The sequence below is a fragment of the Butyrivibrio sp. XPD2006 genome, assembly GCF_000420865.1.
Lineage (GTDB): Bacteria > Bacillota > Clostridia > Lachnospirales > Lachnospiraceae > Butyrivibrio.
This window is the reverse complement of the sequence record NZ_ATVT01000002.1, coordinates 398,207-424,157: the sequence shown is the minus strand read 5'-3', so window position 1 is coordinate 424,157 and position 25,951 is coordinate 398,207. Positions and strand designations below refer to the sequence as shown.

General features: G+C 45.0%; 25 protein-coding genes and 1 other annotated feature. Of the genes, 23 read left to right on the top strand and 2 right to left on the bottom strand.

From position 1 onward, the window contains the following. Positions 1–210 precede the first annotated feature (210 nt). The 4 genes from G590_RS0103740 (at position 211) to G590_RS0103725 (ending at position 2,197) form a co-directional block, all read left to right on the top strand. A complete protein-coding gene (locus G590_RS0103740; protein WP_022764337.1) occupies positions 211–459 on the top strand; it encodes a hypothetical protein in 249 nt (82 codons plus the stop codon). Positions 460–534: 75 nt separating this feature from the next. Beyond that, positions 535–1,353, top strand: coding sequence for an alpha/beta fold hydrolase (locus G590_RS0103735; protein ID WP_022764336.1), 819 nt, complete (start codon positions 535–537; stop codon positions 1,351–1,353). Positions 1,354–1,374: 21 nt separating this feature from the next. Then, the gene (locus tag G590_RS0103730; protein ID WP_022764335.1) at positions 1,375–1,833 is read left to right on the top strand and encodes a DUF2752 domain-containing protein; all 459 of its coding nucleotides are present in this window, start codon (positions 1,375–1,377) and stop codon (positions 1,831–1,833) included. A 76-nt stretch (positions 1,834–1,909) separates the two neighbouring features. Then, positions 1,910–2,197 carry a hypothetical protein gene (locus tag G590_RS0103725; protein ID WP_022764334.1) on the top strand — a complete coding sequence of 96 codons (288 nt, stop codon included), beginning with the start codon at positions 1,910–1,912 and terminating at the stop codon, positions 2,195–2,197. A gap of 80 nt (positions 2,198–2,277) precedes the next feature. Here the strand turns inward: G590_RS0103725 and G590_RS0103720 are convergent, their stop codons facing one another. Then, entirely contained in the window at positions 2,278–2,865 is a 588-nt protein-coding gene (locus tag G590_RS0103720) for a hypothetical protein (RefSeq protein ID WP_022764333.1), read from the bottom strand. Between the two features lie 281 nt (positions 2,866–3,146). On the opposite strand from G590_RS0103720, the gene clpP reads away from it, so the two are divergent. From clpP to G590_RS0103645, 15 genes are all read left to right on the top strand, one after another. Continuing rightward, positions 3,147–3,752: an ATP-dependent Clp endopeptidase proteolytic subunit ClpP gene (clpP, locus tag G590_RS0103715; protein WP_022764332.1), complete on the top strand. Its 606-nt coding sequence runs from the start codon at positions 3,147–3,149 to the stop codon at positions 3,750–3,752. 10 nt (positions 3,753–3,762) lie between these two features. Beyond that, complete coding sequence (gene clpX / locus G590_RS0103710; RefSeq protein WP_304412283.1) at positions 3,763–5,034, top strand: ATP-dependent Clp protease ATP-binding subunit ClpX; 1,272 nt, start codon at positions 3,763–3,765, stop codon at positions 5,032–5,034. Between the two features lie 108 nt (positions 5,035–5,142). Beyond that, positions 5,143–6,306, top strand: coding sequence for a hypothetical protein (locus G590_RS0103705; RefSeq protein WP_022764330.1), 1,164 nt, complete (start codon positions 5,143–5,145; stop codon positions 6,304–6,306). Positions 6,307–6,365: 59 nt separating this feature from the next. Beyond that, entirely contained in the window at positions 6,366–6,986 is a 621-nt protein-coding gene (gene yihA, locus G590_RS0103700; RefSeq protein ID WP_022764329.1) for a ribosome biogenesis GTP-binding protein YihA/YsxC, read from the top strand. Next, positions 6,983–7,603 carry an HdeD family acid-resistance protein gene (locus G590_RS20410; RefSeq protein WP_022764328.1) on the top strand — a complete coding sequence of 207 codons (621 nt, stop codon included), beginning with the start codon at positions 6,983–6,985 and terminating at the stop codon, positions 7,601–7,603. Before yihA ends, G590_RS20410 begins: the two co-directional genes overlap by 4 nt. A gap of 110 nt (positions 7,604–7,713) precedes the next feature. Next, positions 7,714–8,256, top strand: coding sequence for a helix-turn-helix domain-containing protein (locus G590_RS0103690; protein ID WP_026493904.1), 543 nt, complete (start codon positions 7,714–7,716; stop codon positions 8,254–8,256). Positions 8,257–8,259: 3 nt separating this feature from the next. After that, on the top strand, positions 8,260–9,069 hold the full coding sequence (locus G590_RS0103685) for a hypothetical protein (protein ID WP_022764327.1): 810 nt from the start codon (positions 8,260–8,262) through the stop codon (positions 9,067–9,069). 32 nt (positions 9,070–9,101) lie between these two features. Then, positions 9,102–9,343, top strand: a binding site (T-box leader). A 99-nt stretch (positions 9,344–9,442) separates the two neighbouring features. Continuing rightward, entirely contained in the window at positions 9,443–10,003 is a 561-nt protein-coding gene (locus G590_RS0103680) for a hypothetical protein (RefSeq protein WP_022764326.1), read from the top strand. Further along, entirely contained in the window at positions 10,000–10,839 is an 840-nt protein-coding gene (locus G590_RS0103675; RefSeq protein ID WP_026493903.1) for an energy-coupling factor ABC transporter ATP-binding protein, read from the top strand. Before G590_RS0103680 ends, G590_RS0103675 begins: the two co-directional genes overlap by 4 nt. After that, positions 10,836–11,654, top strand: a complete 819-nt coding sequence (locus tag G590_RS0103670; RefSeq protein WP_026493902.1) for an energy-coupling factor ABC transporter ATP-binding protein — start codon at positions 10,836–10,838, stop codon at positions 11,652–11,654. The genes G590_RS0103675 and G590_RS0103670 overlap by 4 nt, the downstream gene beginning before the upstream one ends. Then, entirely contained in the window at positions 11,651–12,421 is a 771-nt protein-coding gene (locus G590_RS0103665; protein ID WP_022764325.1) for an energy-coupling factor transporter transmembrane component T family protein, read from the top strand. Before G590_RS0103670 ends, G590_RS0103665 begins: the two co-directional genes overlap by 4 nt. 13 nt (positions 12,422–12,434) lie before the next feature. Beyond that, positions 12,435–13,715 (top strand): nickel-dependent lactate racemase, encoded by a 1,281-nt coding sequence (gene larA, locus G590_RS0103660; protein WP_022764324.1) that lies wholly within the window; start codon positions 12,435–12,437, stop codon positions 13,713–13,715. Between the two features lie 128 nt (positions 13,716–13,843). Then, positions 13,844–16,414 (top strand): PEP/pyruvate-binding domain-containing protein, encoded by a 2,571-nt coding sequence (locus G590_RS0103655; RefSeq protein WP_022764323.1) that lies wholly within the window; start codon positions 13,844–13,846, stop codon positions 16,412–16,414. Between the two features lie 126 nt (positions 16,415–16,540). Then, the gene (clpB, locus tag G590_RS0103650; RefSeq protein WP_022764322.1) at positions 16,541–19,135 is read left to right on the top strand and encodes an ATP-dependent chaperone ClpB; all 2,595 of its coding nucleotides are present in this window, start codon (positions 16,541–16,543) and stop codon (positions 19,133–19,135) included. A gap of 154 nt (positions 19,136–19,289) precedes the next feature. Beyond that, complete coding sequence (locus G590_RS0103645; RefSeq protein ID WP_022764321.1) at positions 19,290–19,547, top strand: DUF6171 family protein; 258 nt, start codon at positions 19,290–19,292, stop codon at positions 19,545–19,547. A 20-nt stretch (positions 19,548–19,567) separates the two neighbouring features. Here G590_RS0103645 and G590_RS0103640 read toward each other — a convergent pair whose 3' ends face one another. Continuing rightward, on the bottom strand, positions 19,568–21,295 hold the full coding sequence (locus tag G590_RS0103640; RefSeq protein ID WP_022764320.1) for a hypothetical protein: 1,728 nt from the start codon (positions 21,293–21,295) through the stop codon (positions 19,568–19,570). A 218-nt stretch (positions 21,296–21,513) separates the two neighbouring features. On the opposite strand from G590_RS0103640, the gene G590_RS0103635 reads away from it, so the two are divergent. The 4 genes from G590_RS0103635 to G590_RS0103620 all read left to right on the top strand — a co-directional run bounded on the left by G590_RS0103635 (position 21,514) and on the right by G590_RS0103620 (position 25,942). Further along, positions 21,514–22,800 (top strand): O-antigen ligase family protein, encoded by a 1,287-nt coding sequence (locus tag G590_RS0103635; RefSeq protein WP_155828722.1) that lies wholly within the window; start codon positions 21,514–21,516, stop codon positions 22,798–22,800. Positions 22,801–22,886: 86 nt separating this feature from the next. Then, positions 22,887–23,522 (top strand): endonuclease III domain-containing protein, encoded by a 636-nt coding sequence (locus G590_RS0103630; protein WP_022764318.1) that lies wholly within the window; start codon positions 22,887–22,889, stop codon positions 23,520–23,522. A gap of 159 nt (positions 23,523–23,681) precedes the next feature. Beyond that, entirely contained in the window at positions 23,682–25,637 is a 1,956-nt protein-coding gene (locus G590_RS0103625) for a fructose-bisphosphatase class III (protein WP_022764317.1), read from the top strand. A gap of 95 nt (positions 25,638–25,732) precedes the next feature. Beyond that, a complete protein-coding gene (locus G590_RS0103620; RefSeq protein ID WP_022764316.1) occupies positions 25,733–25,942 on the top strand; it encodes a hypothetical protein in 210 nt (69 codons plus the stop codon). Positions 25,943–25,951 lie beyond the last annotated feature (9 nt).

The window sequence follows — 25,951 nt, the reverse complement described above, 5'->3', positions numbered from 1 at the left end:
CGAAGATACAAACATTGTCTTAATTTTTTATAAACAGGAGAAGGTTTATGTATAGACCAAAACACACTGTTTCAAAACGTAGAGCGGGCAGGATTCTAAGGGGAATCTATGCCTGCTTTTTTGCTGCGCTGGTGATTGCCTTTCTGACGATGCCATCAGGAAATGTAAAGGCAGCCGGGGGTGGAAAAGGATACCCGGTGGATGCCTTTAATGGGGTATGGAACCTACACCTATAATGAGGAGACCGGTGAGCTGATATCAAATTGTATTTCAAACAGTCTTGATCTGGCCATGGGAACAATGACCGAGAAGGATGCCTGGTATTTGACTGATATCAATACCCTGGAGCATCATACTCTGGAATTTAACGGAAACGTAGGAGGAGATGTCGTTTCTTATTACACACGACTATCATGTAAAATAGGCCAAAAACGAATTAATGGTGTGACAAAAGTGTGATATGAGGTCTGATAATATCAAAATCGAAGCAGACTACCAGAAATAGAATGAGAGAAAAGCCAGGAGGTAAAGGAAATGGCAGAAACAGGAATGGTATGGACAGAAGACTTCGAGATGGGGTATTGCAGGTTTGGTTTTGGTAACAAGACCTTTGTGATCCTGCCGGGGCTCAGCGTTCAGAGCGTGATAAGGGCAAAAGAGGCTGTGGAAGCAAGCTATGCTATGATGGGCGGCGATTTTACCACATATCTTTTTGACAGAAAATATGAGGTATCAGAGGGGTACACTATATATGACATGGCGGATGATACAGCGAAGGCTATGAAAGAACTGGGCCTTAAGGATGTATATCTTTTTGGCGCATCCCAGGGTGGAATGATCGCAATGACCATAGCGATTAGGTATCCTGAACTTGTTAAAAAGCTTGTTCTTGGAAACACATCGTCACATGTTAAGCCTGAGCAGCGCGCTGTCATCGATCATTGGATCGAGCTTGCCAGAGACAAGGCCCCCAGAGAACTGTATCAGGATTTCGGAAAAGAGGTCTACCCTGCCGAAGTTTATGAGCAGTACAGGGAGTACTTTGACAACGTGGCAGAGACTGTCAAGGAAAAAGATCTGGAGAAGTTCGTGGTCCTTGCAGAAACGATCAAAGATTTTGACGTCACAAATGAGATTGAGAAAATTAAGTGCCCTGTACTTATCATCGGAGCATTTGACGATGCGGTCCTTGACAGTGATGCTACGATGGAAATTGCTGAAAAACTGGATAACAGGACCGACTGTGCGCTTTATATGTACAACGGATACGGACATGCATCCTTTGATACGGCGCCTGACTACAGGAAAAGAGTGTATGACTTTTTGATGAAAACAGATGATAAAACTGTCTGAGTACTGTATATTATAGGTACTATGTTAAAGACAGTAATTAAGCGGATCCTTGATGATCTGTATCAAAACAAAACACCAATAATTGCCCTGTTTATATTGTGGGCCATAACAGAGCTTATTTTCCACAGATTCTGTCCGGTGGTGATAATGTTCGGGTTCCCTTGTCCGGGCTGCGGCCTTACGAGAGCTCTTTTCGAACTGATCACATTGCACCCCATAAGGGCACTTGAGTTTAATCCTTCATATCCGCTCTGGGTGGCGCTGGCAGTGGCATTCTTTATTCGCAGGTACGTACAGGGCAAGAGTGTAAGCGTACTTAGACATCCTGTGATAGCTGTTTGCCTTATTACTATAGGGATTTACATATGGAGAATGACACATGTTTTTCCGGGAAAAGAGCCTATGGTGTATTTTCACAGCAATGTTTTTGCAAGGCTTATTCCATTTTATGATAGTGTGGTGACACGCTTTATTCGTTAAAAAGTTTACAAATGTATAATTATCAATATATAATATCTTAGTGAATAAAAATATATGTTTAGAGGAGATGGATATTATGGACGACATGAACAATCTTAATCAGAACCCACAGCAGATGCCAACTTACAGCCAGCCTGAGGTTGAGCCTGTAATAACACTTGGTGAATGGGTACTCACAATTCTGATCACATGCATTCCTTGCGTGAACATCGTAATGCTTCTTGTTTGGGCATTTGGAAGCAGCACACCCAAGACAAAGGCTAACTGGGCTAAGGCACAGCTCATCTTTGTTGTTATCGGAGTTGTGGTTTCAATAATCCTTTCAGCTGTTATGGGTGCTTCTTTAGCTGCTCTTTACGACTGATACCGGTATTTTGAACAGACAATAAAAAGCTCCATCCGTACTATAAAAGGATGGAGCTTTTTTATGCTTAAATCACTGATTTATAACTCAATCTTTGAGAGCCATTTGAGCATTGCATCTGCTTCTGCATCATCTGCGCCGGAGAAAGTAATGAACATACCGTAATCTCCGTTTATCAGAACAACCTGTCTCTGGGAGATGGTGACCTCGCCTATTGTTACAGATGTTGCAAGGATATCATGTTTACTGCCGGCTACTTTTTTGTTCAGGATTTCTATTTTGTTTAAAGTGATACCTTCGGATAAGTTTGCTTTTACATCAGCCATACCTTCCTCAAGAACGGATTTTTCCGTATAACCGGTGGCACCGTTTGTAAGGATTATGTTCATGTTGGCGATGCCGGTAGTGGATTCGGCTTCTATGATGGTTATTCCTGCACCGCTATTGACCAGAGCCATCGCTGTTTCCGGGCTGCCGAGCTCTGAAGCACAAAAAACATAGCCATCGGGAAGTGTAATGCGATATCCGAAGTAGCTGTTTTCGTATGTGTTAACAGTTGCTGTTCCGAGATCGAATTCTGCAGCGCTTATCTTCTGGGCAGGAATAAGGCACAGTACAATTGCTGCCGAAATGATAATTGCAAATCCTTTTCTTAATACATTTCTCATAGCGTGACTCCTTTCCAAAATATTCCGATCATGATATTAGGTATATTTATTCTTACATTATGAGGGCTTAATATCAATTAACCTGATATAAACAAATCCAATTATTCTATGTCATATCATAAAAAAGTATAAATTTTGGGTAAATGGCGGCCATCATAGGATATATGGGCAGGGCCGCCTGTCATGTGAACTATGATAAAGTTGTAAAGGGTGCATAAAATGCGGTATAATATAATTTGGTTTAGAATGTAATCTAAGCAGACTGGAGGAATAGTAAGATTATGAGTTTAATACCTTATGTCATTGAACAGACCAGCCGTGGAGAGAGAAGCTATGATATCTATTCAAGGCTGTTAAAAGAGAGAATCGTATTTTTGGGGGAGGAAGTTAATTCAACTTCTGCAAGCGTTGTTGTAGCACAGCTTCTTTTCCTTGAAGCAGAAGATCCCAACAAGGACATTCACATGTACATCAACAGCCCCGGAGGAGAGATCACATCCGGAATGGCTATTTACGACACGATGAATTACATCAAGTGCGATGTCAGCACAATCTGCATCGGTATGGCAGCCAGCATGGGAGCATTCCTTCTTTCAGGCGGTGCTAAGGGCAAGAGAATGGCCCTTCCCAATGCAGAGATCATGATCCATCAGCCACTTGGCGGAACACAGGGACAGGCTACCGAGATTGAGATCGCAGCTAAGCATATCCTGAAGAACAAAGAGAAACTCAACAGAATGCTTGCAGCCAACACAGGTAAGCCTTACGAGGAGATCTGCAAGGATACTGAGCGTGACAACTGGATGGATGCTCAGGAAGCTCTCGACTACGGCCTCATTGATCAGATCGTTGAGAACCGTCCAAGAGAGAAGGATGACAAGAAATAATTAAGGAGAAATTATGGCAAAGAATTCCGGAGAGATCAGGTGCTCTTTTTGTAACAAGACACAGGATCAGGTAAAAAAGCTTATCGCAGGACCTGCGGGTGTTTATATCTGCGATGAGTGCGTAGACATATGTGCGGATATCATCGAGGAAGAGTTTGAGGATGAACCTGTTCAGGCCAAAGACCAGCAGATCAATCTCCTTAAACCTGTTGAGATCAGAAATTTCCTTGATGAGTATGTAATCGGTCAGGAGGAAGCCAAGAAGGTTCTGGCTGTATCTGTTTACAACCATTACAAGAGAGTTCTTGCACCAAGGAATGATGACAGAAATGATGTTGAACTTCAGAAGAGTAACATCATCATGATCGGACCTACAGGTTCAGGTAAGACTTATCTTGCACAGACTCTGGCTAAGATCATCAATGTTCCTTTCGCCATCGCAGATGCCACAACTCTTACAGAGGCAGGCTATGTAGGTGAGGACGTTGAGAACATTCTTTTGAAGCTTATCCAGAATGCAGACTACGACATAGAGAGAGCTCAGTACGGTATTGTTTATATCGATGAGATCGACAAGATAACCAAGAAGAGCGAGAACGTATCCATCACCCGTGATGTATCAGGTGAGGGCGTTCAGCAGGCACTTCTTAAGATAGTAGAGGGAACTGTTGCATCTGTTCCACCTCAGGGCGGAAGAAAGCATCCGCATCAGGAGCTTATCCAGATCGATACCAGCAACATCCTCTTTATCTGCGGAGGAGCTTTCGACGGTCTTGATAAGATCGTCGAGGCAAGACTTGACCGCAACTCCATCGGCTTTAACGCTGAGATCGCAGACAAGTCAGAAAGAGAGATCGGAGAAGTTCTCAAGGAAGTAACACCTCAGGATCTTGTTAAGTTCGGACTTATCCCTGAGTTTGTAGGTCGTGTGCCTATCACTGTAACCCTTGAGGGACTTTCCAAGGAAGCACTCGTAAGGATCCTTACAGAGCCCAAGAATGCTCTTGTTAAGCAGTACCAGAAACTCTTTGACTTCGACAACGTTAAGCTCACCTTCGAGGATGAGGCAGTGCAGAAGATCGCAGCCATGGCTTACGAGAGAGAAACCGGAGCCAGAGGACTTCGCTCTATCATGGAGAAGTCAATGATGGATGTAATGTATGAGATTCCATCAGATGACACCATCAGCGAGTGCGTCATCACAGACGCTTGTGTAGACGGCACCAGCCAGCCTCTCATCGTAAGAGGCAAGGAGCCCAAGAAGCTTAAACCGGCTAAATAATCAGAAACGATCCCCGGCTATACAGAATGGCCGGGGATATTCTTACTAAGTATGAATAAAGACAACACCTTGTTTACGAAAAGTATGCGGAAAACTCATACTATATATATGCCTGATATGCTGCACTATCACAATGAACTCCTTGGTGCGGCTTTTTCACTTGGCGGATACAAATTGGATGTTGTGCCGGAATATGAGCATTTCCCGAAGGAGATGCTCTCTTTGATTAATCCGAGTTACTGCACCTGCGCTATGGATATAATAGGAAACCTGATGGCGCATCTAAAGAACCCGGACATTGATATTAACAGCGTAGCGATTCTGGAACCTCAGGCCGGAGGCGCATGCAGAGCGGGAAACTACTATGACCTGATCATCCAGTGTGTGAAAAAGAGCGGCTACAGGATTCCTGTTCTATCTTTGAATTTCACCGGCGCGGAGTCCCACCCGGGATTTAAGATAACGCCGATGATGCTCTTTGGCGCTGTGGCAGGGGTGTGCTACGCGGATCTTCTGATGGCTCTTTTTCAGCAGATAAGACCCTATGAGAAAGAGAAGGGAGCTACAAAGAGAGTCTACGACAAGTGGATAAAGGCCTTGTCCGAAGACGTTTCTGCTCGCCGTAATCTCTTTTTCAGGGAAAAGAAATATCAGGAGATAATAGATGATTTCCTTGAGATTCCAAGGTTCTCCCGGGAGGAAAAAACCCTTAAAAGGGTGGGCATCTGCGGAGAGATTTACATCAAGTGCTCTCCCATAGGAAACAGGCACCTGGAGGATTTTCTGCATGAGAATGACATGGAATCCAGGATGGAAGGGTTCCTTAACTATTGCACCTATGTTGTCTATACCGAGATGAAGTCGGCAGAACTAAAGGGTGCGTCAAAGGCCATGCTCAAGGCATATGCCTTTGTGATGAATTACCTGATTGGGGCACAGACACAGGTGAGAAAAGCTCTTTTGCAAAACGGATTTCTCGCGGATGGCCTGTTTGATAATATGAAAAAGAAGGCAACACCGATACTCAGTGAGTACTACAACATCGGTGACGGCTGGCTTGTGATGGCGGAGGCCATGGACATGATAGAGCAGGGGTATGACAAGATACTGATCGTTCATCCGTTTGGCTGCCTCGTCAGTCATGTGGCAGAGCGCGGAGTCCTTAAGAAGCTGCGTCAGCTTTACCCCGGAGCCAATATCAATACAATTGAGTATGACTACGAGCAGTCCAAGGCACTGAGGGAGAGCAGGATCATGCTGGCAACTTCGTGAGGCGGGGGTATGAAATAAATGGTATACTGTTAGTATGTTAAGAGAGGAAATATAAATATATGGTAATTAAGAATGTAAATCTTGAAACAGTCTGTGGTATAACCAGCACACTTCCGGATAATGCGCTTCCGGAGTTTGCTTTTGCCGGCAAATCCAACGTGGGTAAGAGTTCACTCATCAACGGTCTCATGAACCGCAAGAACTATGCAAGAACATCCCAGGAGCCTGGTAAGACACAGACCATCAACTACTACAATATAAATGGAGAGTTCTACCTGGTGGATCTGCCGGGGTACGGTTTTGCAAGGGTTTCCGAGAAGACCAAGCAGCAGTGGGGCAAGATGATCGAGAATTATCTTCACACCTCAAGGCAGCTTCGAAGGGTCTTTTTGCTGATAGATATAAGGCACGACCCTTCTGCCAATGACGTGCAGATGTACAAATGGATCGTACATCAGGGCTTCCAGCCTGTCATCATTGCTACTAAGGCTGACAAGATCAAGCCTTCCCAGATGGAGAAGCATCTGAACATGCTCAGGCAGGGACTGGGGCTTCCGGAGGAACTCAGGATCTATCCGTACTCGGCGCTTAAGAAAACCGGAAGAGATGAGATTTACGAGCTAATGGACAGCATTCTGGCTGAGGATAAAGAGACTGATGAAGGAGGCACAGAACAGTGAAGGATTTTTTCAGAAAAGTGAAGATGGAATATGTGGTACAATCTCTTGTTATTATCGCGATAGGCGTTGTGCTCATAGCATGGGCGCCAGCAGTTATTCCACTTATGGCAAGGATTCTTGCTGCTCTTCTTTTTGTTGTCGGAGTACTGTTTGTGCTTTCATATTTCTTTAAAAAGGAAAGAGGCTTTGTGGATTCCGGTTCCTTTGCTTTCGGAATCATAGTGGCAGCAGTCGGCGTTTGGATTTTCCTTAATCCTGTTGCATTCACGGATTTTATTCCTAAGATCTTCGGTGCTTTTATTCTTCTTAGCGGCATTAGAAATCTGGGACAGACATTCTCGCTTGTGAGATATAAATACGGCCTTTGGTGGCTGTCTCTGATATTTGCACTGGCAACTGTTGGACTTGGCGCAGGACTGATCTTCAAGGCATCACAGGCCAACGAACTGATTGTAAGGCTTATCGGCGGATTCCTGGCCTATGACGGCGCATCAAACCTCTGGACTGCATCAAGGCTTGGAAAGTATGGAAAGGCATTTGAGGCGGCTAAGCAGGAGGCTGAGGCCATTGATGTAGAAGCTGAGATCGTGGACACGAATGACTCAGCGGAGAGATAAGATAGAAATTTAAGATGAAGATCGGAAACATAAATCACATTTTTGTCGGTTGAATCGCATTGATTTGCCGACAAAAATGTGATTTAATTTTTATAGGAGGAATTTATCCTATGAAAAAATATATAACTCCTGCCAAGATAACTTCAGATGAGATCAAACTGCTAAGAGAGATCACAGGCATGACCCAGAAAGAGTTTGCCGAGTTTGTCGGCGTATCCAAGCGCACAGTAGAGCGCTGGGAGTATTCGGATGATGAGATAACAGGGCCGATCACTCTGATTGCTGACATGCTCATCAAAGACCATGATCTTCCGCAGAGGCTGCAGGTGCCGGAGAAAAAATACAAATTGAGACTATGGTACATGTATCACAGCTTTGTCTGTTCGATAATTGATGTGGATGAGATGGAACGGAAGGTTGAAGTTCACAATTTCATTTCCAATCCGCTGTATCGTGCAATGGGCGTGAACACAGAGCCCACGTTTGAAGAATACGAGGACTTTGTAAAATCAAGATGTTTTCCTGAAACCAGAGACAAGCTAAAGCTTGAACTTAAGAGGTTGGACATACCGTTCTATGACCCCATCATGATTATAGAAAAGACTGAGGGTCGCATGGCGGACGATGATTTCTGGATAAGAATAGAGAGATGATATATGGTGAAGCTGTTTGATGAGGACATTAAAACTACAGATCGAAGGTCATCTAAGGGAAACCAGCTGAAATTCGAAAGAGACGGATTCTGGTACAAGGCCGATAACCTGGGTTATGAGGGACTCGCTGAGTGCGTTGTATCATCTCTTTTGCATAAGTCTTCTCTTGATGAAAAAGAGTTTACCGACTACGAGCAGGAATCCATAGAATACAACGGCAATATATACAGGGGATGTAAAAGCCCGGACTTCACTGATGGATGGAAACTTATTACTTTGGAGAGACTCTTTTTACAGACATATGGAACTTCTCTTAATAAGATGATCTATAGCACTGCTGATCATACTGAAAGACTAAGACTTATCGTTGGTCAGACAGAGAGGATTACCGGCATTAGTGATTTCGGCCCTTATATGAACAGGCTTCTTACTTTGGATGCGCTCTTTCTTAATGAAGACAGGCACACTCACAATATGGCGGTTCTTATGAATGATAGAAAAGAGTTCCGCTTATGCCCGATATTTGATAATGGAGGAGCTCTGCTTTCGGATACCAAAATGGATTATCCGTTGGGACGGGATGTCTATGAACAGATGGGGCACGTGAAGCCCAAGACTTTTGGCGAAACCTTTGAAGAACAGCTCGAGATTTCAGAGAAACTGTATGGAAACAATATCTCTTTTACCTACTCGGAAAAAGATATTGATATGGCCATGAAAGGCTTGCCGGATTACAGCACGCAGGAAAAAGAGCGCGTTAAGGAGATAATACTTCAGACAAGAAGAAAGTATGGATATCTCTTTTCAAAATAGGTTGACGCTCACTCACTTTAGTGCTACAATTTGCTAAACCAATGAGAAAGAAGAGTACTTCATTTGTGAAGCTCACAGAGAGTATCCGGTGGTGAGAGGATGCAGTGGATGGATGAAGGAATGGACTTTTGAGGGCGAAGCGAAAGGGAAACAGCCTTAGTAGTATTCGACGGGAACTCCCGTTACAGAGTAGAGGAAGTGTTGGCTTTCTCATGAGAGATCGGATATTCCGATAAGCAAGGTGGCACCGCAGGATAACAGTCCTGTCCTTGTATGAAACTTCATACAGGGACAGGATTTTTTTATTACATAAAAAATCACTCCCTGTACCAACACATTTTGATAGCCGCATAGACGGCAAGGAGGATTAAAAATGGACGTACAGAGCACAGCAAAAAGAGAAGTATTGGTTGAGGAAAAGAAGGGACTTGCTAACACAAGAAACCTTATCCTGGTTGGAGTTATGATGGCGGTAGGCATCGTTCTTCGTATGTTTGCGGGAGTTATCGCACTTGGTAACATGCACCCTAACTTCCTGATCGCAACATACTGCCTGGCTATTTTCATCATTAAGCCAAACCTCAAAGAGGCAGCAGCTATCGGTCTTATTTCAGGAGCAATCTCACAGATCGGAACATCAATGCCATGGCTTGGACTTGGCTCTGAGACACTTGGAGCAATCGCTATGTGCCTGCTTATAAGGCTTGCACTTCCTAAGTATGTTAAGCCTGTTGTATGCACATTCCTGGCAACACTTATCTCAGGATTTGCATTTGTCGGCCTCGCAGCACTTACATATGCTAAGCCGATGCCCGGTGCACAGTTTGTAAGCATGGCTATTGTGACTGTAGTGACAGCACTTCTCAACATGGTCATCGTTACAGTACTCAGCATTCCGGTTAACAAAGTTATGGGAAATAAGGAAGAAGAATGATTTCAGTTAAGAATTTAGGTTTTGTCTATAAAAACAGTAAAACAGCAGCTCTCGATGACATCAATATCGAGATTGCAGACGGAGATTTCGTAGGAATTACCGGCACTTCAGGTGCCGGTAAAACTACGTTTACCTTTGCGTTAAACGGAATAATTCCCCAGAAGATAAAAGGGGATTTTTACGGAGCAGTGACCATTGACGGTGTTGATACTGCTGAGCACCCGGCTGAGGAGTTTGCAAGGAAGGTCGGAGAGGTTTTCCAGGATATCGACTCACAGATGGTGGCTTCAGTAGTAGAGGACGAGATACTTTTTGGACTTGAGAACTTCGGCGTTCCTCACGAAGAAATTGGTGAGCGCGTAGACAGAGTGCTCAGGGATCTGGGAATTGAGGATCTTCGTGACCGCGAGATTTCAAGCCTCTCAGGAGGTCAGAAGCAGAAGGTGGCAATAGCATCAATGCTTGCGCTTGAACCGGAAGTGATAGTTCTGGATGAGCCCACAGGCGAGCTGGACCCCGAGAGCAGCAGAGAGATCTTTAAAATACTTACTGCCCTTAATAAAGAGAAGGGCATCACTGTAATTATTGTCGAGCAAAAGATCATGCTCCTTTGCGAGTATGTTAAACATATGATGGTTCTTGATAAAGGCAAGGTTGCCTTTTACGGAACTCCGAGAGATATGGCAGCATCCATCGATACCTTCAAGGACCTTGGCATAAACGTGCCAAGAGTAACCGAGCTTTCAGCAGAGCTCATCAGGGAAAAGATATATGACGGTGAGGTTACGCTTACCGTGGACGATGCAGAAAAGATGGTCAGGAGGATCCTTGAATGATACGTTTTGAAGATGTGAGTTTTGGATACTCCGAGAAAAGACCTATTTTGAAAGACTTAAACTTCCATATTGAAAAGGGAGATTTTGTGGCACTGATCGGTGCCAACGGTGCGGGTAAGAGCACCATAAGCCGCCTTACCAACGGACTTTTGCATCCCACGAAGGGACATGTATATCTTAATGGAAAAGACACTTTAAAGACCCCTTCGAGTACGCTTGCAAGGGACTGCGGATTTCTTTTCCAGAATCCCGACAGACAAATCTGCGAAAACACTGTAAGGGATGAGATAGCTTTTTCTATGAAAGCCCAGGGCTGGGATGAGGAGCGGATTAAAGAGAGGACAGAGAAAGTTCTTGAGACCTTTAATCTTGATCCCGAGTGGTTTCCTTTTTCAAGAAGCCGAGGAGAGAGGCAGAGGATTGCACTTGCAGGAGTGATTGCCTGTGAGCCCGAGCTGCTTATTCTCGATGAGCCTACAACAGGACTTGATTACCTTGAGTGCATCCGCATCATGGACTATGTTACAAGGCTCAACGTGGAAAAGGGTGTGACTGTCCTTATGGTCAGCCATGACATGGAGCTTGTGCAGTCTTATGCAAAGAGCGTTCTTGTGCTCAATCATGGCGAAATTCTGGGACAGGGCCCTACAAAAGAGATGATGAAAAATGTAGATATCCTCAAAAAGGCCAGAGTTCTGCCTGCTCAGATTCCGGAGCTTGCGCTGCGCTTCGGTGATGAGTTTAAGGATGTCTTTACAGTAGAAGAGATGCTTGACGCCCTTCGAGGGAAAGCTCAGAAGGGAGGCGCGTTATGAATCTTTTGAACTATGTGCCGGGAGATAGCTTTCTTCATAAGTTAAATCCCGTGACCAAACTGGCTGCGGCTTTTATGTATGGAATCGCAGCAATACTGTGTGAGAATGTTTTTGCGGAAGTTTTGTTTATCGTGGCGATGATTCTGATATCCGCTACAGCTGGGCTTTTTAAGAGAGCTCTTTTCCTTACGAGAAACCTGATGATTCTGGGACTTATTATGTTCGTGATACAGCTCTTTTTCGTAAGAGACGGAAGTCCCTTATTGGTGATCGGGGGCGTGGTGCTGTTCACGACTGGTGGACTTAAGAGTGCGCTGCTCTTGTCACTTAGAGTTATCGCTGCGATGCTTCCTCTTATGCTGCTCTTTGCCATCACAAGGATGAATGATCTGTGCAATGCGCTGGTTAAGAGGCTCCATCTGCCATACAGGTATGCGTTTATTGTTACCACGGCCTTCAGGTTTGTGCCGATATTTGCAACCGAGTTCCATGACATTCAGGATGCACAGAAGGCCAGGGGCGTGGATTTTGATACAAAAAACATCTTCAGGAAACTGGGACTTATTGCGCCGCTGTGTGTGCCTCTTTTGGTATCAAGTCTTAAGAAGGTGGATGTATCTGCTATGTCTGCTGAGATGCGTGGATTTGAACTGAGGGGCTATAAGAGCGGGTACAAGGAGTATCCCTTTGCAGCAAGGGATGTGGTCACTGTCCTGGTGCTTGTGTCGCTTATTGTGGCTGTTGTTGTTTTTAAAACTGTTTTGTGAGTGAGAGAAAGTTATGGATAAATCTGTTAGTTTGAAGTATGGAACTGAAGTGGTGGATATCGAGATAAAGGGCGCGAAGTCCATTGAGTTTTTAAACCCTGATCCGATGCCTGAGATAGAGGATGTTTCGGAGGCTTTCAGAGCGTGTGTAGAGGAGGGGGCGATTGGTTCTGCTCCGCTTCGCGAGAAGGTTTCGGCAGGTGATGAGGTTACGATAGTTGTTTCCGACATCACCAGGAGCTGGATGCATCAGGGAGATATAGTAACTCTTCTGGGGCATTATCTTCATGATACTTGTGCTGTTCCTTTTGAAAATATCTGCGTGCTTATCGCACTTGGTACTCACAGGAAGTCTTCTGAACAGGAAAAAGAGATAATTGCAGGCTCCTACATGTACCGGAATGTTACCGTTGTGGATCATGACTGCGACGGAGAATGTGTGCTTGTCGGGCAGACTTCAAGAGGCACCGATGTCCGCGTAAATCCTTTGGTTGTGGGCAGAAAGGTCATCGTAGTCGGAGGAACCGTGCACCACATGATGGCAGGCTTTGGCGGCGGAAGAAAGAACATCCTGCCCGGAGTTGCTTCAAGGCAGACCATAAGACAGAACCATCAGAGGGCGCTGGATCCCAAGCTTGCTCATTCAGACCCCAGGGTTGGATGCGCTCTTTTGGATAATAATCCTATTAACGAGGATATGAATGAAGCTGCAGCTCTGGTGGAAGTGACTTACGGTATCAATATCGTGGTTGCTACCAGTGGCAGGTACAGCGGACTCTTTGGCGGAGACTTATACGAGGCCTGGAAGGAGAGCTGTCTTTTCCAAAAGAAGTGTTACGAGAAGTGGATCGACGAGGAAGCTGACATTGTCATTGTCAGCAGCGGCGGAGCACCCAAGGACATGAACCTGTACCAGGGCTGCAAGGGCATGCTCAACGGTATGAGAGCCATGAAGGAAGGCGGACAGATGCTTTGGCTCTGTAAGTGCCCGGAAGGATGCGGAGCGCCGGACTATACAGCATGGCTTGCACCTCTTAAGGAAGGCAGACTCGATGAGGCCCTTCGTGCAGACTTCACCATCGGCGGATTTATCTTTTACCTGACTGTCGAGAACCTGAGGAAGGGTGAGTGCAGGATTCTCACCACCATTGACGGGGATACGACAGGGCCTATGGGAATGGAGGCTTATACGGATGCAGCGGAGCTTGTGAAGGGCGTTGATTTCACAGATAAGAAGGTTTATGTGATTCCCTATGGCGGATCTGTAGTGCCCATGGTTGAGGGGAAGGACTGATGAACTTTTAAATGCCATTTATGCTTTTACATCTGAAAATGTGATATAATCTAACCAAGAAGCAAAGACGCTTACTGAAAAGTTGGCGTACTTTGCTTTTTTATTTTGTTCAAAAGGAGGTGTTGGCTATGGCAGCATTTGAACGTATACTGTCAGGAATACCGGAATTTGATAAGGCTCTTGATAACATCAGGCTTGGTGATAATGTTGTTTTCAGGGTTTCTGACCTTTCAGAGTTTAAGCTGTTCGTGGATCCGTACATAGAACAGGCCAAGAAGGATAAGCGAAACATAATCTATTTCAGGTTTGCCAGCCATGAGCCGCTGGTGGAAGACTGTCCTGAGGTAAAGACCTGCCTGGTACCACTGAGCCATCATTTTGAGACGTTTACCGTTGAGATACATAATATCATCGAAAAAGAGGGAAAGGATGCCTTTTATGTATTTGACTGTCTGTCAGAATTGCAGATACGCTGGGCAACCGACCTTATGATGGGAAATTTTTTCAGGGTTACATGTCCGTTTCTTTTTATTTTGGATACGGTTGCGTTCTTCCCGATAATCAGAGGAAAGCACTCTTTTCATGCAGTCAACAAGATCCTTAATACAACACAGCTTTTTCTTGATGTTTATTCTGATTCCCAAAAGGTGTATGTCCGTCCTGAGAAGGTCTGGAACAGAGACTCGGAGACGATGTTTCTTCCGCATGTATACAACAAAGAGGAAGGAACCTTCAGGCCTATTTTGGACGGAGTGCAGTCCAGCCGTTTTTACCAGCTTCTGGACAATTTTCAAAGACCCGGGGAAGACCAGTACATTGATTTCTGGGATAAGTTTTTTAACACGGCAAAAATGCAGTTTGACAGTCATATGGACATGACAGAGTCATGCAATATTATGTGCAATATCATGATGACCAGGGACGATAAGATGAGACTTATGGTAAAAAAGCATTTCAAACCGGAGGATTATTTTGTAGTCAGAAATCATATGATAGGAACGGGGCTGATTGGTGGAAAGGCCTGTGGAATGCTTTTGGCCAGAGCAATTATCCGCAATTTGAACCCGAAGATAAATGATGTATTGGAACCTCATGATTCATTCTTTATGGGCTCTGATGTCTACTATACCTATATTGTAGACAATGAATTCTGGGATCTGCGTATCCGCCAGAGGACAGATGAAGAGTATTTTTCGCTGGCAGATGAGTTCGCGGAAAAGCTCAGGCAGGGCTCTTTTTCCGAAGAACTTCGAACTCAGTTCAAGCACATTCTTGAATACTACGGACAGGATCCGTTTATCGTAAGGTCAAGCAGTATCCTTGAGGATGGGTTTGGAAATGCATTTGCGGGAAAGTATGAATCGGTATTCTGCGCAAACAGGGGAACGCTTGAGGAGCGTCTTGAGGAATTTGAAGACGCCATCAGGACAGTCTATGCAAGTACAATGTCTCTCTCTGCGCTTGATTACAGAAAAAGAAGGGGACTTGATAAAAGAGATGAGCAGATGGCGCTGCTTATTCAGCGTGTGTCCGGTTCCTATTATGGTCCGTACTATATGCCATGCGCTGCAGGTGTTGGCTATTCCTACAGCCCGTATAAGTTCCTGGCGGACATTGATCCTAAGGCAGGAATGCTCAGGCTGGTCATGGGACTTGGAACATCTGCTGTGGACAGAACCATGGGCTCGTATCCCCGATTAGTGAGTCTTGATATGCCTGAAGCGACATCAGCGGTTACAGTAGCGGAGAAACATCAGTTTTCGCAGAGAGCTGTTGAGGCCATGGATGTAAGTGAACATGTGCTAAAGAGGCTTGAACTTAAAGATATTGAAGACAAGCTGCCAAGGTATCTGATAAATACGCTGCTTGAGCACGACTACGAGGTCGAGGATTCGCTGAAAGAACGAGGAATCTATAGGGATATAAGATTTATATCCTGCAGGGGTCTGGTGAAAAAGCAGGAAATAATGGATCAGATGAGGCAGCTGATGCAGTTGATCCAGGAGGAATATGAGCAGCCGGTAGATATTGAGTTTACTATGAATCTTTCAGAGAACGGCGAATATTCAATAAATCTTTTGCAGTGCAGACCGCTTCAGGTCTTCATGGATAACGGAGGGGTAGTGATACCCGATAGTGTACCAAAGGACAGTATTATCCTTGAAAGTATAGGTTCTTCAATGGGACTTTCGAGAAATGTTTCAATTGATCTGATAGTCTATGTCGATCCGAAGGCCTACTACAATATGCCATATGCTGATAAAACAAGGATTGCAGGGATAATCGGCAAGGTGAACTGGACATTCAGGGAACAGGGGCGGCATATGATGCTGATTGTCCCGGGACGTATAGGTACATCATCTCCTGAACTTGGTGTACCGACAACCTTTGCTGATATCAGTGAATTTGAGGCTGTATGTGAAATGGAGGAAAAAGAGGCCGGCTATAACCCTGAGCTTTCCTACGGAAGCCATATTTTCCAGGATCTGGTTGAAGCTGACATTCTGTATACAGCTGTTTTTGTCAATGAAAAGACACTTCACTTTTCGCCGGATAAACTATCGACATTTAAAAATATTACTTCGGAATTTATTGAAGCCGGCAGCGAGGCAGATATCGTAAAGATATTTGATCTGAAAGATAATGAGGGAACTCTTTTTTATGATCTTGAAAAGAATCATCTGTTGTTACAGATATAATGGTGATAAATGGTGATAAAATTATTGTTAGCACTCTCTTGACGAGAGTGCTAATTTGTGTTATACAAAGAATAGAACAAAGAACACAAAGCAGGAAATCCCTTTTGCCTGCGGAGAGGAGTGTTTATGAATATACAGAAGTTTACCCAGAAATCAATTGAAGCTGTGCAGAACTGTGAGAAGGTCGCGGTTGAGTACGGCAATCAGGAAATTGAACAGGAACACCTTCTATATTCTCTCATGACAATTGAGGATAGCTTAATTGCCAAGCTTGTAGAGCGTATGGGGGTCGACACAAGGTCTTTTATCATGAGGATAGAAGAGGCTATCGGCAAGAGGACCAAGGTATCCGGAGGCCAGCCGTACATCGGCGCAGATCTTAATAAGGCGTTGCTGTCCGCTGAGGATGAGGCCAAGGCTCTTGGAGATTCATATGTTTCCGTTGAGCATCTGTTCATGGCAGTGATCAAGAAGCCTAACAAGGCGGTCAAAGAGCTTTTGGCGCAGTTTGGAATTGACAGGAACAGATTTCTTCAGGTGCTGTCAGAGGTTCGAGGCAACAGAAATGTAACAACGGACAATCCTGAGGCTACCTACGATACTCTTAATAAATACGGAACAGAGCTGGTTGATAAGGCAAGGAAGCAGAAGCTTGATCCTGTAATCGGCAGGGATACTGAGATCCGTAATGTTATCAGGATTTTGTCCAGGAAGAGCAAGAACAACCCTGTTCTCATCGGTGAGCCGGGTGTTGGTAAGACTGCAGTTGTAGAAGCTCTTGCCCAGAGAATAGCAAGTGGCGATGTTCCGAGTGCGCTGAAGGACAAAAAGATCTTTTCCCTTGATATGGGCGCGCTGGTGGCAGGTGCCAAGTACAGAGGTGAGTTCGAGGAGAGGCTTAAGGCTGTCCTTGAGGATGTAAAAGAGTCGGATGGTGAGATCATTCTTTTCATAGATGAGCTGCATTTGATTGTCGGCGCAGGTAAGACTGATGGCGCAATGGATGCGGGCAACATGCTTAAGCCAATGCTTGCAAGGGGCGAGCTTCACTGCATCGGTGCTACAACTCTTAATGAGTACAGGCAGTACATTGAGAAGGATGCGGCTCTTGAGAGACGTTTTCAGCCCGTTATGGTGGATGAGCCTACCGTCGAGGATACCATCAGTATTTTGAGAGGCCTTAAGGAGAGGTACGAGGTCTTTCACGGAGTAAAGATCATGGACTCGGCGCTGGTGAGTGCTGCGGTTCTTTCTAACAGATATATTTCGGACAGGTTCCTTCCCGATAAAGCCATCGACCTGGTGGATGAGGCCTGTGCGCTTATCAAGACCGAGATGGATTCAATGCCGGCAGAGCTTGATGAGATGAATCGTAAGATCATGCAGATGCAGATCGAGGAGGCGGCTCTTAAGAAGGAGGATGATTCTCTTAGTATTGAGCGTCTTAAGAATCTGCAGAAAGAGCTCTCGGAGCTGCGTGAGGAGTTCGATACCAGAAAGGCTCAGTGGGACAATGAGAAGCAGGCGGTTGATAAGCTGGCTGCCATGCGTGAACAGATAGATACCATAAATTCTGAGATTGCGATCGCTCAGAGAGACGGTGATTACGAGAAGGCCGGAGAGCTTCAGTATGCTAAGCTCCCTGCTCTTAAGAAACAGCTGGAGGAGGCTGAGGAGGCTGTTAAGGCCGGTGAGAACGAGACTCAGCTTGTGCATGAGAGAGTATCCGATGAGGAGATCGCAGGTATCATCAGCAGATGGACAGGCATTCCTGTGAATAAGCTGACTGAGAGCGAGAGGAACAAGACTCTGCATCTGGCAGATGAGCTTCATCATCGTGTCATCGGTCAGGATGATGCTGTGACCAAGGTTTCTGAGGCTATCATGAGATCCAAGGCAGGAATCAAGGATCCTAGTAAGCCAATCGGTTCCTTCCTGTTCCTCGGACCTACCGGTGTAGGTAAGACAGAGCTTGCCAAATCGCTGGCACAGGCACTGTTTGATGATGAGAACAACATGGTCAGAATTGATATGAGTGAGTACATGGAGAAGTTCTCCGTGTCCAGACTCATCGGAGCACCTCCCGGATACGTCGGATATGAAGAGGGCGGACAGCTGACAGAAGCTGTAAGGCGTAAACCTTATGCGGTAGTTCTTTTCGATGAGATTGAGAAGGCTCACCCTGATGTATTCAACGTACTGCTTCAGATCCTTGACGACGGACGTGTTACGGATTCACAGGGCAGAACTGTGGACTTCAAGAATACAATCCTTATCATGACTTCAAACATCGGCGCCCAGTATCTGCTAGATGGAATCAGGGACGACGGAACAATCAGCGAAGATGCCGAGAATATGACTATGGAAGACCTGCGCGGCCACTTCAGACCTGAGTTCCTCAACAGACTTGATGAGATCATCATGTTCAAGCCTCTGACCAAGGACAATATTGGAAATATTGTAGGCCTCATTGTTGATGACCTCAATAAGAGACTTGCCGACAGAGAGATCAGCGTGCGCCTGACTCCTGCAGCAAGACAGTTCGTCATCGACAACGCGTACGATCCGATCTACGGAGCAAGACCTCTTAAGAGATTTGTTCAGAAGTATGTTGAGACACTTTCGGCTAAGCTGATCCTTGAAGACAGGGTAGCTCCTCATGATATAATTGAGTTTGATGTACAAGGCGGAGAACTTGTCGCTTCCGCAGTGAAGGGCTGATAAAAAATGGTCCCTGGGGACGGAGTCAAGGGGTCATTTTTTCAAAAGAATCGCACTAATGCAAAGTTTTTCTCAAAAAATGACCCCTTGACTCCGTCCCCAGGGACCAAAATTGCAACCCACTTATTCACAGGTTCTATCAAGAGAAAGGAACATGCAATATATGGACAACAGCTGCAAGAGATGTCTGCTCAGAGATATGGCGGGCAACGAGGACATCAAATCCCAGCTTGAGAAAACCAGAAGCCTTATGTCTGATGAAGAAAAGGCTTCCGATGAGAAATATGAAAAAAGGTTGTCACAGTGTAAAAGCTGTGACAACCTTCTTGATGCTACATGTTTAAAGTGTGGCTGTTATGTTGAGATAAGAGCCCTCGCAGACGGCGCAAGGTGCCCTGCGAAAAAGTGGTAATTATTTCAAATGTCTTTTTATTAGATTTCTGTTGATCCAAGGATTGACATAAGTCTTAAGAATCCACAGTAACCAGATTCATCGAGGAGAGATTCAACATCATATCCGGCAGGGATAGTAACCTTAAGTCTCTTTCCACCGTATGTAAATACTACATTTACGTCAATGTCAGGACGAGCCTTGATTGCTGCGATCATTTTTGCATCGAAGCATGCAACTCTGTCTGTCTGGATGTTCAGTGCGCCGCCCTGAGGTGCAGCAGCTACGTTAGAAATGATAGCTTCCTTGTACTGGATCGGAGTGATCTGTGACATATTGAAGCTAACCATTTTAGCAGGCTTATCACCGCTGATTGCAGCTGATGCTGCAGCCTGTTCAGCTGATGCTGATGTGTTTGTTACTACGATTGCGCCGGCAGGAGCCTGGTTGGGGTCAGCATATGCAGGTGTAGGGTTAACTACAACTTCTGCTGTGTTGCCATCCTCTGAAGGACGTACAACTGCCTTGATAGTTACATTGATACCGCCTCTGATATCAGTGAGTACAAGTGTGTATGTACCATCGCCATTTGGTGTAACTGTGACATTGTTGTTGTCGCCACCGCTGAGCTCATATCCCTCAGGAACGTTAGCTGCCATTTTGAAGGCTTCGTTGATGTTTACTGTCTTGAATTCTTTTCCGTTAGCAGCTGTGACAGTCTTTATGTTCTCATTACCATCGGCAAAGCTTACATCATCGCTCTTTTTGATGATGAAGTTAATGGCATTTATAACGTCGTTATATATTTCCTCACTAGTGACTGTTGTGTCTTCTGTAGTTCTATTAACGCTTACAAAAGGCTTATCCATTTCATATATGGTAATTTCAGGAATGGAATCAAGGAGTTCCTGCTTTGTGGCATATGTAGCTGTTACCATCTGTCCTGTTGTTTCGTCATATGAATTGTGGTTGCTGATATTGATTCTCAGTTGATTATCTGAAGAGTTTGCAATTGTGCCCTCAATCACGATTTTACCTGAAGGCTCATTGTTCTGCTGATCTTCTCTGCCCTTGAATATTCCAACAGATGCGGTTCCTATTCCAATGACATTTCCACCGACATAGATATTGGCGCTGCCATCGGTCTCTATACCTGCTCCGGAGAAAGTTTCCCATTCTCTATCATAGGTATGTGTATCGGGATTCCAGTTACCGGCAGACATTTTATTATGCATACCTGTAGAAATGGCATCTCCCGCAACGATAACTTTGGATTGATCTTTTGCGTATATTGCATCATCTGCGGAATTTACGTTGCCGTTCACAGTAACTTCTGAGCCATAAGCCGTTATACCTGCAGCGTTCGCAGAAACATTTGCACCTACAGTTACCTTTGAATCATTTGCGACGATACCTTTCTGATCATCTCCGTTTGCATTTAAGCTGCCTTCTATTGTAATGTTGCTGTTGTTGGCAATAACAGCGTTGTCAGAATTGGAATATGTTTTTGGCCCATCTGTATATGATACAGAATACTGAGTGCCGTCATTGCCTGATGATGTTACATCACCTGTAACGGTAACTACATTATTAGTGGAATTGATTGCAGTCTGACCATTGTCAACTGTAATGCTTTCAACAGTAACTGAAGCATCGGTTGGTCCGACAATTACCTGAGTATCCTGCGCAAATGCAGTTATACCAGGTGCAACAATCATAGAAAATGCTGTTGCAGTTGCTGTTAATGAAACTAAAATATTCTTTTGCATGACACTTATTCCCTCCTTAGAATTAAATGTGCATATTTACTCGCTAGTGATGGGAAGATTATCACAGCGCAAAATAAAAAACAATAGAGCAATTGTTCGTGTTAAACTGAAAGTGGCATGGTACCTGAATTTGTGCATGGATATTAAATTGTGATTAACTAAATATTATGAATTTATAAACAAAAGTTGACACTTTTTCGTGGTAAAATGGTACTGAGATGAAGATTAATAAAAACTGTTTGGCATGGATATACATATTGGCGGTATTCTTTGTGGTGCCTCTGTACAACGAGGGATCCTTTGATAACATTACCCAGCGTAAGATTGTGGCATATCATGTGATATGCATCTTTGCGCTGATTTTTTATTTTGTTGTTTCGCTGATCGGAGATATAAGAAAGTCAGATGACGGCGAACCCGGGAAACAAAAAAAGCCACTGCTCATGACTGATATCATGATGGCGGCCTTTGTCGGTGTATCTGCGGTCTCGACACTTCTTTCGGATTTCAAACAGGAAGCAATCTACGGCGTTCCCGGGTTTGGAATGGGTCTTTTGACAATAGTGCTCATGGCGCTTTCATATTTTCTTATATCAAGGGAGCTGGTCTGTGACGACAGGATATTGCATATTATTGCAGCTTCCTCTGTGATTCCGACTGTGCTTGTTATTGTGAATCGCCTGGGCTTTGACCCGCTTCACATGTATCCTGAAGGCGCAGATCCCGCGTATCATCTGTATGTTTCGACAATAGGTAATTATGGCTGGTACAACCAGTACATGTCAGTTATTATCCCGATTTCAATTTATATGATCTTTGTGGCAAAAGAGCTTTTGGTGAAGGCTATGTATGCTGCCCATCTTTTGCTGTGTCTTGTTGCATGGTGTCTTGCAGGAACAAAATCGCTTATGATTTCCGTGGTGGCGGTTCTCTGCGCCATGCTGCTTTGGAAAGTTGTTTGCAGAGACGGAGTTAAAGTGACATCAAAGCTACTTACTCTGCTGATGACATCTTCTGTTATTTCTTATATAGGTATTATTCTGGTCTGTATGTCCAATGACAGCTATGCCAACGGCCGCGGATATATCTGGAAACTTTCGGGAGGACTTCTTAAAAACTTTAATATCAGAGAATTACTGCTTGGCGTGGGGCCCAACTGTTACACCTACGCTTTGGATGAATTTCTTTTGACGGATCAAAATCTTCTTGCGGAGTTTAATGCTAATTTTGGCGGACTTGCATTGACATCGTCCCACAGCGAATATTTTGATTATCTTATTGGAATAGGAATCATCGGCGTGGTTATTTATATTGTCATGCTCGGGGTGTTCATCAATTCTTTTGTCAAAAGAGATATTACATCCCGCTGCCAAAACGCAGCAATGCTTTGTGTCATTTCATATATAGTATATGGAATGCTCAGCTTTTCTGTTGTGGTGGCGACACCGATGTTTTTCATCATGCTCGGAATTGCAGGCGGAGACAAAGAAAACCGTCCCCGATGACTTTATAAAAATGGTCCCCTGACTCCGTCCCCAGGGACCAAAAATGGTCCCTTGACCCCGTCCCCGGGGACCATTATGATTATGCTATGACTAAGAAGAAGCTTGCTCTTGAGGTGATCGAGAGATTAAAAAAAGAATATCCGGATTCCAACTGTACCCTGGCGTATGACAAGGCGTGGCAGCTGCTGGTGAGTGTGAGACTTGCTGCGCAGTGCACAGACAAAAGAGTGGACATGATCACACCGCTATTATATGAGAAGTTTCCAAGCGTTGAAGCGCTGGCTGAGGCGCCGGTGGAAGAGATAGAGGAAATAGTTCGTCCCTGCGGACTTGGTAATTCCAAGGCAAGGGACATTTCGGCATGCATGAAGATGCTGCATGAAACCTATAATGACAAGGTCCCGGATACCATGGAAGAGCTATTAAAGCTCCCGGGAGTTGGCAGGAAGAGCGCTAACCTCGTCCTCGGTGATGTCTATGGCAAACCAGCCATCGTGACCGATACCCACTGCATCAGGCTCTGTAATCTGATCGGCCTTGTGGATGATATCAAGGAACCTGCCAAGGTGGAAAAAGAGCTGTGGAAGATAATCCCGCCGGAAGAAGGAAACGGACTTTGCCACAGATTTGTTGACCACGGAAGAGCGGTGTGCATCGCTCGTCGCCCCAACTGTGCTGAATGCTGTCTCAAGGACATCTGCAAGACCGGCAAGAAGGCATGACAGGCGTTGGACCGGCGCCGGATAATCCAAAATCACAGCTGACAAAAAGATAACGAGAAAACTTGACCAGACTCAAAGACCAGCAAACGTTTTCGTAGAGATAATTTATGATATAGATGTCAAAAAGTCATAAATTTCTGTTTGTTAACGGGGGATATTATGAAAAATATCGAGTATCTGCGTCTACTTAGTAAGGAGTTTCCCAATTCAAGGAAGGCAGCAGCGGAGATCATCAATCTTCGTGCAATCTGCGCGCTCCCTAAGGGAACTGAGTATTTCTTTTCCGACATTCACGGCGAGTACGAGGCGTTTTCGCATCTGCTTCGAAGCTCGTCCGGTATCATAAGGGCCAAGATTGAAGAGACCTTCGGCAATCAGATGACGGAGGCGGAGCAGCTTCAGCTGGCCAATCTTATTTATTATCCCAGAGAAGTTATAGATGAAATAAGGCATGACGACAGCTATTCCCTGAAGGACCTTCAGGAGCATCAGAAGATAACCATAAACAGGCTTATCTCTATTTGCCGTGTGGTGAGCTCCAAGTACACAAGATCCAAGGTCCGCAAGAAAATGCCTGCAGATTATGCATATGCAATAGATGAGCTTCTTCACCTCGACATGAACGACTTTAATAAGAAGCTCTATTACAGCGAGATCATAAACGGCATCATTGAGATCGATTTTGCCGATGAGTTTATCATAGCGCTCTGCGAGCTGATCCAGAATCTCACCATCGATTCTCTTCACATCATCGGAGACATTTTTGACAGAGGTGCAAGACCCGACCTTGTTATGGAAGAGATCATGAACTTCCACGATGTCGATATCCAGTGGGGCAATCACGACATAGACTGGATGGGTGCTGCCTGTGGCAATACAGCCTGCATCGCCAACGTGCTACGCATCGGAACAAGCTACAACACCTTTGATGCGCTGGAGGACGGCTATGGTATCAACCTTCGTCCGCTTTCCATGTTCGCTGCGGAAGTTTACGGCGACGATCCCTGCGAATGCTTTAAGACCCACATCCTTGACGAGAACAAGTACGATGCGGTAAACCCCAAGCTTGCTGCCAAGATGTGCAAGGCCATCAGTATCATTCAGTTAAAGCTAGAAGGACAGCTCATCAAAAAGCACCCCGAGTACGGCCTTGAGGAGAGACTCCTTCTGGACAAGATCGATTACGACAAGGGCGAGATCACCATCGGGGAAAAGACCTATAAGCTTAACGACACAAACTTCCCGACCATCGACCCGTCAGATCCCTACAGGCTGACAGAAGCAGAAGAAGATCTCATGAGAACTCTGAGATTTTCCTTCATGCACTCGCAGCTCCTTATAAAGCACGTCCAGTTCCTGTACTCCCACGGCGGAATGTACAGAATAGTCAACGAGAACCTTCTTTACCACGGCTGCATTCCCATGGATGAGAGCGGAAACTTTGTTCCCATGACCACAACCGACGGAAGTTTTTCGGGAAAAGAGCTGATGGACTACATCAACAAGAAGGCGCACGATGCGTTCTTTTTGGACGGAAGGGATGATCCGAAGAAAAAGCAGGACGCAGTTGATCTTATGTGGTATCTGTGGTGCGGACCGTATTCACCACTCTTCGGAAAAGACAAGATAACCACCTTTGAGCGCATGTTCCTGAAGCATGAAAAAGAGCTGACAAAAGAGAACTTTAATCCTTATTACAAGTTCTCCGGCATGGAACCTTACGCTGAAAAGATATTAAAAGATTTTGGCCTTGATCCTGAATGGGCTCATATCATAAACGGCCATGTTCCCGTAAAGACCGCAAAGGGTGAAAGCCCCGTCAAGGCAAACGGCAAGCTCTATATCATAGACGGAGGAATTTCCAAGGCATATCATGAGCAGACCGGAATTGCCGGCTATACTCTTATCTATAACTCCCATCATCTGGCTCTTGCCCAGCACAAGCCTTTTGTTAAGGGAAAAGAGAATACACCGACCATTCAGATAACTGAGAAAACCAAAAGACGAATACTGGTCCGTGACACCGATATAGGTAAGGGTTTGCAGCGCCAGATCGATGATCTTAAAGATCTTTTAAAAGCCTTTGAGAGCGGACTTATCAGAGAAAAGAACTAGAGTATTAATATACTGTTTATAAAAATGTTATTTGACGATATATAGAGTGAATAAGTAAAATGCTATTAGGAAAAGTTTGAAAGGAAGCTCAGCACATGGATGCAAACGGATTAAGCCCTGAACAGCAGGAACTTCTTGCCAGCATAATGGGAAAATCTTCACAGGCCGGAGGCGGCGGTGGTTTCAGCCCGGCTTCTGTTCCTACGCCTGCAGCTTCGGCACCGGCAGCAGCTGCGCCTGCTGACCCGGGCAAGATGCTTTCACAGGCAGAGATCGATGCGCTGATTGCGTCGATGGGTAATTAAATACAGGAT